Genomic DNA, 15,181 nt, shown 5'->3' with positions numbered 1-15,181 from the left:
TTATAAGTCTTTTGGTTGTATTTTGAATGAATAGGTATATGTCTTGTTTGCAGGAATAGTATATTCTGGATGAACCAAACGCCCCCAGGAAGTATCTCCTCCAACACCCATTTGTAAAAGGTCGATATTCCATTGAACCGTTTTCCCAATCATAATATCTGCTCCGTGTTTTTTAGTAACAGGAACTAAACCAGAAGCTGATTGCGAACCTTCATCACTTTTAAAATCTAATTCAGTCATAGAAAAAGGCCAAACACTTGTATTAAGTAATTGATCCGAAGATACTTTAAGACTCATACTTTTTGATGAAATTTTCATCCAACGGACATCTGTTTTATTTCCTGTTTCCTGGGGGCGCGAATAGCGATGAAATTGATCAATTATCTTACCAGAATATAAACCAGTTTTTTGCCCTTCCTTACGATCCCAATAAGTTTCGAAAGGTCCTTTACCATACCAGGATACATTGTTAAAGTCATCAGATAAGGTTACGTACATTCCTATTCTTGGAATATTTGGTAAATCCTTAGAATTGGGAGATAAAGAATAGTTTATAGATAGTTCACCATTGTTAAGTATTTTATATTCTACTAGTACTATTGCTTCTCCTTTAGGTAATCCATATTGAACAGAAAAACCTATATTCTTGTCGTTGATTTTAGGTTTTTTGATTAGCTGAGCTGTATAATTATATGTTGCGTTTTGCCATACTTTTGCCCAAGTATCCATACCATTTCCTAAATCGTTATCAGTTGGTGGTCTCCAAAAATTAGGACGAATGGGTTGATTGATAATTTCTTTTTCTTTAAAAAACCAGGATTTTATTTCTCCTGTTTTTGAATCAATTATAAGATGTGTGATGTCATTTTTAATTTCAAAAACGTTATTGTCAGAAGAGACTGTTAACGTATTTTCTTTTGAAATAAGATTATTAAGACGATTTCCTTTTTGAACTACAAATTGATCCCAGGCAACAAGATGTCCTTTAGCTAAAAGAGCAGTAGCCTCTTTTTGAAGCATATTAACCTCTAAAATATATTCTTTGTTCGGATCTAATTTTTTTGGAAAGTTATTAAGAGTTAAACGCGCTTTATTTTGTGGTACTATATCTACTGAAATATTATTGTCTTGAGAAAAGATTTTACCATTTTCTAAAACTTTCCAGGAGATAGTTTTGTCTGTAAGATTTGTGAAAAAGTTCTTGTTCTCTATTTCTACAACTCCATTTTCTAAGTAATTAAATTGTACAGGTTCATAAACCTTTTTTACTTCTGATAAATGCGGGTGTGGATTGCGATAGGGATCTACTAAACCATTATTCAAAAAATTTCCATCCGTTGGTAAATCAGGATGATAATCGTGCCCATATGCTAAGTATGGTTTACCGTTTTCATCTTTATATTCTAATGACTGGTCTACCCAATCCCATATGTACCCTCCTTGAAGGTTGGGATATTTTTCGATTATATTCCAGTAATCTTGTAAATTCCCTACAGAATTTCCCATTGCGTGACAATACTCAATCATAATCGATGGTTTATCCGATTTAGATTCTCCGTGTTTGATAAGATATTCAGGTTTGGGATACATTGGACAGTATAAATCCGTATAATCTTCTTTTCCTGCAGGCTCATACTGTACTATACGATTGGTATCGTTTTCTTTTAACCATTTGTAAGTAGCTTTAAAAATGGATCCTTCTCCAGCTTCATTTCCTAATGACCAGGAATAAATAGAAGGATGATTTCGATCGCGATAGAACATTCGTTGGGTACGCATCATATGGGCTGGTAACCAGGATTTTTCGTTCCCTATTTGGGTTTTTTCATCGATAGCTAATGGATGACTTTCAATATTAGCTTCATCAATTACATACATACCATATTTATCACAGAGATCTAACCAATAAGGATCGTTAGGATAGTGTGCTGATCGCACAGCATTGATATTGTTTTGTTTCATTAACGTGATATCCTTAAGCATTGATGTTTTCGAAACTACATGTCCTGTATACGGATCTGTTTCATGACGATCTACTCCTTTAAAATAAATGGCTTTCCCGTTTACCAGTACTTGACTGTTTTTAATTTCTATTTTCCTGAAACCAATATATCTGTTGATATACTGATTTTGTTTTGGATGTGTTTCATCTTCCAAAGCTATTTTTAAGGTATATAAACTAGGAAGTTCTGCCGACCATTGCTTTATATCCTTTATAATTTTTTCTGAAGTAAATTCTGATGTCGTCTTTGCTTCTAATTTGATAGACTGAGATGCTTTGTAAATTGATTTTTTACCATCGATGATTTCAATAGAAAGTTGTTTGTTAACATTTTCTGAAGTGTTATTGGTAACAGAAACAGTACTTTTGAAAATCCCATTTTTGTAGGCCTCATCCAAATTAGTATTGGCAAAATAGTCAGAAATAGATACTTTGGGTTGTGAATAGAGATATACATCTCGTTCAATACCACTCATTCGTAACATATCTTGACTTTCTAGATAGCTGGCATCACTCCATCTGAATAATTGTAAGGCAATAAGATTTTTACCTTCTTTTAAATAGTTTGTGATATCGAATTCTGCCGGAGTTTTACTTCCTTGTGAATAACCAATATACGTACCATTGATATATACATACATAGCCGATTTAGCTCCTGCAAAATGAAGAATAATATCCTCAGATAGAAAATCTTTATCTAGTGATATTTCTTTTCTGTAAGTACCAACCGGGTTATAATCAGTTGGGGCATCTGGCCATTTAGTAGTAAATGGGTAGCGCTCATCTAAATAAATAGGGTTTCCATAACCTTCTACTTCCCAATTTGAAGGAACAGGGATCGTTTTCCAATCGTCATCATTAAAATCAATATTTTGAAATGTTGTAGGTCGATGCTTCGGATCTTTTACCCAGTTGAATTTCCAATTTCCATTTAAACTCAAAAATCGTTTTGAATTTTCTTTTTCAAGAACTTCTGAAGACTCAAAACCAAAATAGGTCGCCCTTGGAGGTAATTTATTATCTTCAAATACTTGATGATTGAAATGATTTTTTTGATCAGAAACTTTCTGTAATGATTCTTTACTACAAGAAAATACAATACAAAGTATTACAATTAATAAGAGTTTTAGTTTCATGAATAAGGATTAAGTTTTATAAAATCTTCTTCAAAGCCTTTCTTTAAACAAAATATTGGCTCTATAAATATTCTCTTTAATAAATAGTTAATCAGTGCCATCCAGTTCAATTTTCCAACTAACAAGATAAACCTCATTGGGTTCTAAAATTTGTAACCCTAATTTATGATTGAAACTATTAGCAGGTCCCGTAACGGGTTCAATTGCAACTGCATTATTCATTTTTGGAGTATACACTTGTAAATAATTTTCTTTTACATTAGAACATAAACTAAAACTATACTCGGGTGTTTTGAATGTAACCATGTTTTTATTTAAAATATAGCAATCATCAAAATGATTGTCTCCCAGATTAATAGATTCGTTAATCACGATATCCTCAACTTTTATTGGGATCATTTCTTTATCAAAAATTAACTTTTTATTACTATCTATTTTTAAATAACTCTCTTTTAAATTGCTTGTAAAAAAATAAGGATGCCAACCTATGTTAAAAGGTAATGGCATATCATCTTTATTTTTTACCTGAGCATCTAAAACTAAGCCGTTTAAAGTTAATTTATAGGTTAAATAAATAGAATATTTAAAAGGAAATCCGCTCACTTTTTCGGTTTCGACATATTTAACAGTTACAGAAGCGTATTTATCCGCTACGGCTGATTTTACATAGCCAAACTTTTTGTTGTATACCAAACCGTGTAATGCATTTTTATTTTGATTTTTGTTTAATGAATAATGCTTTTCCTGAAAAGTGTATTGACCATTTTTTATCCTGTTAACAAAAGGAAATAAAATAGCAGAAGCAAATGTTTCATTATAAGCAAAAGTTTTTAAGTTATTAATAATGATTTTGTTATTGATCTTTAGTTCTTGCAGGCTACCGCCTAAATTTAAATTTATTCTTGCAGTAGTATTGCCAGAATTGTTCTGGAGTTCAATACTATGAATAATACCTGATGGGTCTTTCGAGTAATTAATTTTAAACAATTCAGATGATTTTATAGAGAATTTCTGATTATTAGATGGTTAGGGTTCTCGATTTTCAAATTCTCTTTTTGCATGATCATTTGTGCCAAGCGTTCTCCCATTTTTTTAAAATCTGTTGATATAGTTGTTATACCACCTTCTACAATTTCTTTTAATAAAGTATCATTGTAGGACACAATACCAATATCTTCACATAATACAAGTTTTTGTTCTTTAACTTTTTTAATAATTCTTATAAGGTTCCTATCATCAGGAATTAAGTATACTTCTCCACTTTTAAATATTCTATCATTTAATTGATCAATCACTTCGTGCTTAAATCCTTTATCAATACAAAATTTTTTAAATCCTTTAAGTATACCTGTAGGTTGTTTATCTTTTTCAAATAATAAAACCAGATTTTGGTATTTCTTTAGCAACTCTAATCCTATATGTAATGCTTTATGTAAATCTTTTTCAAAATTTTGAAATATGCCAGGATATCTTTGTAGCCCTTTATGCGTTTGATCAAGGATATAAACCCTTTTTGTCGGCAATTTTTCAATAACCAAATGAGTGTTTTTTAAGTTAGCAGGCATAATGATATAAGAATGATAAATTCCTATATTATCATAAATTAATTTACTGAAAACAGAAAGATTGAAATGATGGAAGAAAATATCTACTTCAACTCCTTCATCTAAATTGCTCAAAAAAGAATTATATAAATCTTCTTTAAATGCATTTAACTCATCAAAAAGTAAAAATATCTTTTGTACGGTACTTATGTTTTCGCTTTTTATATAATAACCTTTACCAGGAATAGCCTGTATGATCCCTCTAAGTTTTAGATCATTATAAGCGAGTAGAACTGTGTCCCTGGATAGAGAAAACCTATTTCTGATACTATTTATAGAAGGTAATTTATCGTCACGCTTGTATACTCCATTTAAAATAGCTTCTTCAACAGATACAATTATCTGTTTATACTTAGGTACACTAGTATTACTCCTAATACTTATTGGATTCATATATGCAAATATATTCTATTTATATCAAATTAAACAAACTAGTAGGGACTAGTAGGTTTTTTTAAGAAAAACATCTTAATTTAGTTCAATTTTCACAGTATAATTGATCGCTTTATAATAAAAGACGATCAGCAAAATCCTTATAAAGAGGTTTAATTAAAACGAATAGCATGAATTTAAAACGAAAACAAAACAAGTATTTTTCTATCAGTAAATTGCTATTACTCTTATGTATTATGGTAGTATTTGGTTTTTCAAATAAACTGGATGCACAGAGCAATTTAATTTCAGGAAAAGTAATCGGAAACGATGGTGTACCTCTACCAGGAGTAACTATCACAATTAAAGGGAATGAAACAAAAGGGACTCAAACAGATTTTGATGGTTATTATTCTATCGAAGTCCCAAATTCTGAAACAATTTTAATATTTAGGTTTTTGGGGTTTAAGACCAAAGAAGAAATTGTTGGTAATCAAACAACTATTGATGTTATCTTAGAAGAAGATTCACAAAGCTTAGGTGAAGTAATTGTTGTTGGATATGGAGCTCAGAGAAAATCTGATTTAACCGGAGCTGTTTCCTCTGTAAAAGGCGAAGATTTAAATAAATTTGCTACAACTACTGCTGCAGATGGATTGCAGGGTAATGTGGCAGGATTGGTTGTTAGGCGGGGAACCGGTAATCCAAGAGCTGGAGCTGCAATTAATATTAGAGGGTTTAGATCTATTGGAGGTAATGCCCCATTAATCATAATAGATGGGATTCAAGGAAATTTTGATTTATTGAACCCTAATGATATTGAGAGCATAGAAGTTCTAAAGGATGGAGCTGCGGCTGCTATTTATGGATCTCTATCTGCAAATGGTGTCATTTTGGTCACGACAAAATCTGGTAAGGATGGCAAGGTTAAAATAGAATATAATTCGTTCTATGGTATTGATAAAATAAATAACAAACTTGATTTTGCTAATACTAGTCAATATCTGGAAATGGCAAGGAGAATTGAAGCCGCTTCACCAGGAACAGCTCCAACGTATATCAATGAAAACTTTACAACTGATACTGATTGGATCGAAGAACTTTTTGATAGTGGCTCCATAATAAATCATAACCTTACCATTAGTGGAGGCACAGAAAAATTAAACTTTTTAGCTTCTGCTGGACTTAATGAAAGAGAAGGGATTTTAATTGGTGAAAGCAGAAAAAAACAACAATTAAGAGTTAAGGTTAATGGCACTAAAGGTAGATTATCGTTAGGAGCTAACATTTATTATGTACAAACAGATGATAAAATCTTTGGGAGTAATTTAAATAATGCATACCAATTAATGCCTATTATACCTGTAAGGGATTCTTCAAAACCTTCAGGATTTGGGTTTATTTCTGATGATGATTTTAACGGAGTACCAGATCATACAAATCCAATAGGAGAGGATTTTTATAATGACAATACGGGCAGAGAACAAAACTTGGTTACTAATTTTACAGCTACATTAGACGTTGTTAAAGGCTTAAAAATAACCGGAAGAGCTGGTATTGAAAATGCTACTGGAGGGCCACTTGCAAATGCGGGTAGTCCTTATCAAAGGGTTAGACCACATCGTGTATCTAATAAAAGAGAGGTAAGATTTCATTACTTAGAAGAATACGTAACAAAATACCAACAGAAAAATTATGAAGGGTTTGCAAATTATGATAATGTATTCGGGAAACATACCATTGGATTATTGGCAGGAGCTTCCAGTCAGGAAACTTCTTTTAATTGGATAGGAGCATCGGTAGAAGGAAAAGAAATATTAGAAGATGGAACAGAAGTACCAACGGGTTTTCTTGATCCTGATTTTAATACTCTGGATGCAGGAGGTGGAGGTGTTCGCAATAGTTATGGTTCTGGTTGGGAAACAGCAAGACAATCTGTTTATGGACGTGTAAATTATAGTTATGAAGACCGTTATTTTTTACAAAGTACGGTTAGAAGAGATGGATCATCGAGATTTGGTGCTGAGAATCGCTATGGAGTGTTTCCTTCGGTAGCAGCAGGCTGGAAGATCAGCAGTGAGGACTTTTTTCATTCAGATTTTATTAATTTCTTAAAGTTAAGAGCATCTTGGGGGAAACTAGGTAGTGAGTCTAATTTAGGAGCTTACGATTATACTGTTAATAGTGTTTCAGGATTTAGATATCCATTTGGAACCGGAGAGCAACAATCTATAGGAGTCTCTTTTAGGGATTTTCCTAATCCAGAATTAAAATGGGAAACGACCATTAATATTAATGCTGGTATTGATTTTGGGTTTTTGAACAATCAACTTACGGGAGCTATTAATTATTATCAAAGAAACACTGAAGACATGATTATCCCTGCTGTACCACCAAATTCATCAGGAGTAAATCCAATTAATGTAAACGGTGGTGATGTTGAAAATAAGGGTATAGAAATAGAACTTAATTATAGAAAAAGCTCAGGAGAATTTCAATATAATTTAGGACTGGTTTTGTCTCATAATAAAAATGAACTAACAAAAACCAATAAAGATACAGATACATACGTTGGTAGTGCAACCACATTAGACGGTAGCCCTGCAAATATAACTAGATTAGGGCATCCTATTGGAGCATTCTTTTTATATCAGGCAGATGGTATTTTTCAATCACAAGCAGAAGTTGATGCTCATAACGTAAACGGAAACCCTATACAACCTCTAGCAGAACCAGGTGATATTAGGTTTAGAGATGTTAACGGAGATGGACAATTAAACGATGATGATTTAGTTTTTTCAGGCTCAGGTATTCCAAAAGTAACACTCGGATTAAATATGTCTGGAACATACAAAGGTTTTGATGCTTTTGTTCAGTTTTATGGTGCATTTGGCCAAAAAGGATATAATACGATTCGACAGAATTATGAAGCTAATGATAATTATAGAAATTATTTGGTATCCGGTTTGAATACCTGGACTCCAACGAATACTAATACAGACATTCCTAGAGCTGTTTTAGGCGACCCTAACCAAAATAGTTCCAGAAATTCAACTAGATTCTTAGAAAATGCTTCTTATTTAAGAATAAGAAATATTCAATTAGGCTACACATTACCTACCAGTGTCACCGATAAAATAAATATTGGTAAGGTTAGAATGTACTTAAGTTTACAAAATGTTGCTACGATTACCGATTATTCAGGAATAGATCCGGAAATAGGAGGCACACTAAACTCAGGAACTGATTTTGTGAGTTACCCTAACATAAAAACATCATTATTAGGATTTGAAGTTAATTTTTAAACAAAAAAACGATGAAGAATTATAAAAATATTTTATCGCTAGTACTGGTAATATTATCATTAACCTTAACTAGTTGTGAGGAAGATGATTTAATCAAAGAACCATTAAGCGAATTAAATTCTGCAAATTATTGGGAAAATGAAACCAATGCAAATCTTGCATTAACAACAGCATATCAACGTCTTAATGGTGGGACTTGGAGTCATACTGAGGCAAACTATGTTATTGAAAACTTTAGATCAGATTTGACCAAATCCGGGGCAGATGTAGTTGCTAATTACCCAGATCAAAATGCCTTTTCTACATACACTGTGGTTGATAATAATACCAGAATGCTTACTTATTGGGATAGAAGTTATGATGGTATAAATGCGGCAAATCAGGTTATCCATAATGTAGGGCTTATGACTGAAGAACAAATTTCATCTGATGCTAAAAAACGAATTATAGCGGAGGCTAAATTTTTAAGAGGGTATTTTCACTTTAGATTATTAATGAACTGGGAAGAAATAGTTGTTTTTGATTTTTTACCACAAACGGTTGATGAATTATCAAGACCATTATCTACCAGAGAAGAAGCTTGGACAGCAATAGAAAAAGATTTCACAGAATCAGCAGCCGATTTATCAATAACTCAAGATGATGCAAATAGAGGTAGGGCTACAAGAGGAGCTGCCTTGGCATTTCTTGGAAAATCTCATTTAAATCAATTAGACTGGAGTAATGCGGCTACTATTTTAAAACAAGTTATAGATCTAGGTGTATATGAACTGGCATCTGATTATGCCTCATTGTTTGATGGAAGTAACGAAGCAACCAACGTTCTCAATAGAGAAACTCTTTTTGATGTTGCTTTTACTTTTAATGAAGTAAATGGAAGTAATGTAGTATATGCTGGGTTACCTAATTTTGCAGCATTAGAAATGAATGGTTGGGAAGCCATGTTACCCACTCAAAAATTACTTTCTGAAATGAAATCAGAAGGTAGGATCTCATCAGAAGTTGGGCCAGTATCTGGATTAAACAAATATGATGAACGTAGTTATGGTTCAATATTTTTTAACGACCCTGATGTAGATATTTATGGAGCTACTTATGAAGCCACATTTGGTGTAGGAAGTGACAAACCAGGATGGAAAAAATACTTACATCGTGATGAGTTATATCCAAATGGTTGGAGATCAGATATTAATACTCCTCTTATTCGTTATGCAGATGTATTACTTATGTATGCAGAGGCGTTGAATGAACAAGGCACCGGAGATCCAATTAATTATATAAACCAAGTAAGAGCAAGAGCATTTCTTCCTCCAGTAACTGCTAGTTCTCAAGAAGAAATACGACAACAAATTATGCACGAAAGAGCAGTTGAATTTGCTTTAGAAGGCCAAAGATTCTATGATTTGAGACGTTGGGGTCGACAGATAATGACTGATGAGATTTCTAACTCTGGTAAAGAAGGTGCCGATAACTTTGTTTTTGAAGAAGATGCGTTTTTACCAATACCCGCTAATGAAAAACTGAATAATCCAAATATAGATTAATTAGTCAAAAACAGTAATTAATTAAAGTATCCTGATGATATATATTGTCAGGATACTTTTCAAGTTTTAAAAATGAGTATTAAAAACTTCCTATTTTTTGCCCTAATCGTTGTTATAGGCTGTAAATCTAGAGATTTAGAAAAGCCAGTCGATCTTTTTACGCTTCTTACTCCAGAAGAGACAAATGTTACATTTAGTAATATCCTAACAGAAGGAGTCGAATTGAACAGTATGGAATATGAATATTTTTATAATGGAGGTGGAGTAGCTATAGGAGATATTAATAACGATGGACTTCAGGATATTTATTTTACTGCAAATATTTATAAGAACAAATTATACCTTAATAAAGGTAATTTAGAGTTTGAAGATATAACCGAAAAAGCAGGAGTACTGGGTAGCGCTGGTTGGACTACTGGTGTGACTATGGCAGATGTTAATAACGATGGTTTTCTGGATATTTATATTTCGAAATCTGGAAAATTTGGAGCCAAAAAACGAGCAAATGAACTATATATAAATAATGGAAACTTAACCTTTACCGAGAGTGCTGGTAAATATGGTTTAGATACTAGTTCATATACCACACAATCCATATTTTTTGACTATGATAAAGATGGTGACCTGGATATGTATCAATTAAATCATAGTATACGATTAGAAGAAGCAGATGGTGACCATACATTAAAAAAACAATATGATGCCCTGGTAGGAGATAAACTTTTTGAAAACGATAATGGGTTTTTTAGAGAAACCAAGAATATGGGTATCGCTTCTAATCCTATAAGCTGCGGACTAGGGGTAGTAACAAGTGATTTAAATGGAGATGGATGGCAAGATATATATGTGTCAAATGATTTTTTAGAACATGATTATATGTATATAAATCTAGGAGAGATTAATGGAGTACATCAAGGGTTTGAAAATCAAATAAAAACAAATACCCAACATATATCTCATTTTTCAATGGGATTAGATATTGCTGATTTTAATAATGATAGAAAGAAAGATATACTTACCGTAGATATGGTTTCTGAAGATAATTATGGTATCAAAACCAGTATGAGCGGTATGAGTGTAGCAAAATTTGTAAAATCCCTTAAAAATGGTTTTCACAGGCAATACATGTTCAATTCTCTACAAATAAATAACGGTACCATTGCTAATAAACCTTTCTTTAGTGAAATAGCACATCTAGCCAATATTTCTAATACTGATTGGAGCTGGGCTCCTTTATTTGTGGATTTTGATAATGATGGATTACTAGATGTTTTTGTTGCCAATGGATTAAAGAGAGACTTTATGAATAACGATTATAATCGGTTTAAAAAAGAAAGAGTTAAAACAGCTTATGATAACAAAGAAGATTATAAATCATTAGTATTAGAATTAGTTGACAAAACTCCTAACAGAGCTTCTACCAACTACTTTTATAAAAACAATGGAGATCTAACATTTTCAAACATAGAAAAGGAATGGGGTTTTAGTAAACCTTCGTATTCTAACGGTGCGGCCTATGCAGATTTAGACAACGATGGAGATATGGATATGGTGGTAAATAATGTTGATGAACCAGCTTACATTTATAGAAACAATGCACAACAAATTTTAACAAACAATTATTTAAAAATAACGCTTAAAGGTGGGGATAAAAACACTTATGGAATAGGGACAAATATTACGATCTGGACAAACGAGAAAACCATGACTAGAGAACAACAGTTGACTCGTGGTTATCAATCTTCAGTTTCAGAAGTTATTCATTTTGGAGTAGGAGAGTTTGACGTTATAGATAGTTTATTGGTAGAATGGCCAGATGGCAAAATCCAACTCCAACATAAAATTAAAGCAAATCAGGAAATTACTTTAGAATATTCTAAGGCCTATAATAAAGAAGCAAAAACTAAAATAACAACTCCCTTATTTAAAGATTATACACGAGAATCTGAAATCGATCATGAACACAATGAAAATATATATAACGATTTTGATCGCGAGAGCTTATTACCTCATAAGATGTCTGAGTTTGGTCCGGCTTTAGCTGTTGCAGATGTTAATAATGATGGATTAGAGGATTTTTATGTAGGTGGAGCTTTGGGATATTCAGGTAGCTTATATATTCAATCCATTAAAGGAACGTTTTCAAAAAGTGCTTCTCAAAACAGCTGGGAGAAGGATAAAGCTTATGAGGATGTAGATGCAGAGTTTATAGATGTGGATAATGATGGAGATAAAGATTTATATATAGTAAGTGGAGGTAATGAGTATTCAAATGGTGACCTGTTGCAACAAGATCGTTTATATCTAAATAATGGAAAAGGCATTTTTACTACTTCAAAAAACATTTTACCTAAGATATCCATATCAGGAAGTGTAGTAAAAGCGGCGGATTATAATAATGATGGTTATATAGATCTTTTTGTTGGAGGTAGACAAGTACCAGGACAATATCCTACTGCACCTAAAAGTTATGTGTTAGAAAATAAAGGTGGGTACTATGAAACAATCTCTAATGATTTAATTCCCGAACTAGAACAAATAGGAATGGTAACAGATGCCGTGTGGAGTGATTATAATCAAGATGGATATGTTGATTTAATATTGGTAGGAGAATGGATGTCTATTCAAATATTTAAGAATTTGAAAAATGGTGGTTTTGAAAGATTAACGAATGAAGAGTTTCAAAATAATACAGGATGGTGGTATAGTATTATCGCGGCAGATTTTGATAATGACGGTGACCAAGATTTTATTGCAGGAAACTTAGGTTTAAATTATAAATATAAAGCAAGTAAAGAAGAACCTTTTAATATTTATGCTAATGATTTTGATAAGAATGGAAGTTTAGATATTGTCTTAGGATATCACAATCAGGGAGAATTGTATCCGTTAAGAGGAAGAGAATGTACTTCTAATCAAATGCCATTTATTAAAGAAAAATTTCCTGATTATGATAGCTTTGGTAAGGCTAGTTTGATTGATGTCTACGGAAAAGAAGCGTTATCCAAATCCATACATTATAGTGCAACTAATTTTTCAAGTGTGTATATTGAGAATAAAGGAAATGAAAATTTTAAGATGCATGATTTACCTCTTGAAGCACAGTTTTCAAGTATTAATAGCATGGTGGTGGATGACTTTGATAATGATAAGAACCTGGATATTCTGATAGCAGGTAACCTTTATCAATCCGAAGTAGAAACTCCCAGGAATGATGCAAGTTATGGTTTAGTATTATTAGGAGATGGAAAAGGGGATTTTATTCCTTTGGATTACCAAAAAAGTGGAGTTTATGTAAAGGGTGATGTGAAAAACATTAGAGCTATTTCTGTTGGAAGTAAAAAGAACATTTTACTAGGTAGAAATAATGCTAAATTAAAATTAATTCAAGCTGTAAAAGATAAAAAAGTTGATATACCGTAGCCCAATTATAAATTATTAATCTATTAACTCAGGAATATAAGAACGATTACTTATTTTCCAGCTTTCATTATATATAGATTTATATTCTACCTCAATAACCAAATCCTTTTGATTTAGAATTTCGGATAGTTTATTAGCTCCTTTTATTTTTGAACCATTAAAACTAATAACTTCAATAGATTTTCCGGCTGGAATTATCATTCCTACAATCAAATTAGAATACGTAAAACTAATAGAATCTGATTTTTTGATATTTGCTGATACATATGGCTTTAAGTCATTGTACACTTTTCCTGTTGAATCAATTACTCTAATAGTCTTTAGCAATGCAGGACCAACACCATCATTACTTAGTATATATTTGTAATTAATATTACCAGTTCCGTGATTTCCTATTTGCAGATGAGGATAAACAGAAGCATACTGTTGTTTTTGAATCAGACGCGTTTGATAAACAAACACAATTAGAGTACACACACTTAATAAAATAGCAGCAAAACTCAATAATCGCTCACTATTAAAATACTTTTTTTTCATAAGCTTTCTCAAAAAATGAAAAATATCAATGGAAAAGATATGTATTTTAAATACTAAGTACCAAAAAAAGAAAGAAGATTGAGAATAAGAATATTTAATTATTAAGGAGTGTTGATATTATAAAAAGTATAGAATATCTTTGATTAAAAGCCCAAAGACTTTAAAAATAATATAATGGAAATAAGTAGAAGTATTAAAGAATATGGTAGAATGTTATTGCAATCTGTTTTGTTCTGGAGTATAGCTTTAGGCTTTTATTCAATATTCAGGTTTTTTGGTATCAAAGAAGAAATAGGAGTATATACTACTGTAGAGTATAAATTTATAAGAACTATTTTAGGATTTGTTATAGCTGGATTTTTACTTGGGATTGTATATGCCATATTAGATTTTATATTCGAAAAATTTCCTTTAAAACGAATGACATTAGGATTTAGAATTATCATTATGAATGTGAGTTATTTCGTAACTACGGTAATAATCTCAACTCTAATTTTAAAAACGGCTTCTAAGATCCTTGAAATAGCTATAAATACTGAACCGGGATGGTGGTGGAAAGATAAAAGCTTTTGGTCCATTGTGATATATCTAATTCTTATGTCATTTGTGCTATCATTTATAAAAATTGCAACAGAAAAATTTGGAAAAGGAGTCTTTTTTAAAATGCTAACTGGTAAATATCGAAACCCACAGGAAGAGAAACGCATATTTATGTTTTTGGATTTAAAAGATTCTACAACCATTGCTGAAAGTTTAGGGCATTATACTTATAGCCAGTTTATCCAGGATTGCTTTTATGATCTTAATCAAGTAGTACCTAAGTACGATGCAGAGATTTATCAATATGTGGGAGATGAAGCCGTGCTTTGTTGGCCGTATCAAAAAGGAATATCTCATAAAAAATGTATTGAACTTTTTTTTGACTTTAGAAAATTATTACAAAAAAGATATGACCATTATATAAATAGATATGAAAGGTTTCCGGTATTTAAAGCTGGTTTACATGGAGGTAATGTAATGGTTACAGAAGTAGGGACGGTGAAAAAAGAATTGGCATATCACGGAGATGTAATTAATATTTCTGCTAGAATTCAATCAAAATGTAATGAGTATAATGAATTCTTTTTAATCTCATCAGGTTTGCTAAATGATATACAAATTTTACCCGAAGATTTTGCAATAAGACAAATAGGGGATCTTAAACTAAAAGGCAAAAATGAACTGGTTCATATTTGTGCGGTAAACCAGGCCTAATTTG

8 protein-coding genes are annotated in these 15,181 nt (G+C 31.8%); 4 read left to right on the top strand and 4 right to left on the bottom strand.

All coding sequences use genetic code 11. From position 1 onward, the window contains the following. The 3 genes from lacZ to U0D62_RS20245 form a co-directional block, all read right to left on the bottom strand. Positions 1 to 3,138 (bottom strand): beta-galactosidase, LacZ type, encoded by a 3,138-nt coding sequence (lacZ, locus tag U0D62_RS20255; protein WP_322289170.1) that lies wholly within the window; start codon positions 3,136 to 3,138, stop codon positions 1 to 3. An 87-nt stretch (positions 3,139 to 3,225) separates the two neighbouring features. After that, a complete protein-coding gene (locus U0D62_RS20250) occupies positions 3,226 to 4,125 on the bottom strand; it encodes an aldose 1-epimerase (protein WP_322289169.1) in 900 nt (299 codons plus the stop codon). Positions 4,126 to 4,136: 11 nt separating this feature from the next. Further along, complete coding sequence (locus tag U0D62_RS20245) at positions 4,137 to 5,135, bottom strand: GntR family transcriptional regulator (RefSeq protein ID WP_322289168.1); 999 nt, start codon at positions 5,133 to 5,135, stop codon at positions 4,137 to 4,139. Between the two features lie 170 nt (positions 5,136 to 5,305). Between U0D62_RS20245 and U0D62_RS20240 the strand changes: the two genes are divergently transcribed. The 3 genes from U0D62_RS20240 (at position 5,306) to U0D62_RS20230 (ending at position 13,386) form a co-directional block, all read left to right on the top strand. Beyond that, on the top strand, positions 5,306 to 8,419 hold the full coding sequence (locus U0D62_RS20240) for a SusC/RagA family TonB-linked outer membrane protein (protein ID WP_322289167.1): 3,114 nt from the start codon (positions 5,306 to 5,308) through the stop codon (positions 8,417 to 8,419). 11 nt (positions 8,420 to 8,430) lie between these two features. Beyond that, positions 8,431 to 9,963, top strand: a complete 1,533-nt coding sequence (locus tag U0D62_RS20235; RefSeq protein WP_322289166.1) for a RagB/SusD family nutrient uptake outer membrane protein — start codon at positions 8,431 to 8,433, stop codon at positions 9,961 to 9,963. Positions 9,964 to 10,035: 72 nt separating this feature from the next. After that, positions 10,036 to 13,386, top strand: a complete 3,351-nt coding sequence (locus tag U0D62_RS20230) for a VCBS repeat-containing protein (RefSeq protein ID WP_322289165.1) — start codon at positions 10,036 to 10,038, stop codon at positions 13,384 to 13,386. 15 nt (positions 13,387 to 13,401) lie between these two features. Here the strand turns inward: U0D62_RS20230 and U0D62_RS20225 are convergent, their stop codons facing one another. Beyond that, positions 13,402 to 13,923 carry a hypothetical protein gene (locus tag U0D62_RS20225; RefSeq protein WP_322289164.1) on the bottom strand — a complete coding sequence of 174 codons (522 nt, stop codon included), beginning with the start codon at positions 13,921 to 13,923 and terminating at the stop codon, positions 13,402 to 13,404. Between the two features lie 174 nt (positions 13,924 to 14,097). Between U0D62_RS20225 and U0D62_RS20220 the strand changes: the two genes are divergently transcribed. Continuing rightward, entirely contained in the window at positions 14,098 to 15,177 is a 1,080-nt protein-coding gene (locus U0D62_RS20220; protein ID WP_322289163.1) for an adenylate/guanylate cyclase domain-containing protein, read from the top strand. Positions 15,178 to 15,181 lie beyond the last annotated feature (4 nt).

Origin of the sequence: Aquimarina callyspongiae (assembly GCF_034322225.1) — a bacterium.
In the GTDB taxonomy this organism is placed as follows: Bacteria; Bacteroidota; Bacteroidia; order Flavobacteriales; family Flavobacteriaceae; genus Aquimarina.
The sequence above is the reverse complement of the archived record's forward strand: the minus strand, read 5'-3'. Positions and strand labels throughout refer to the sequence as shown.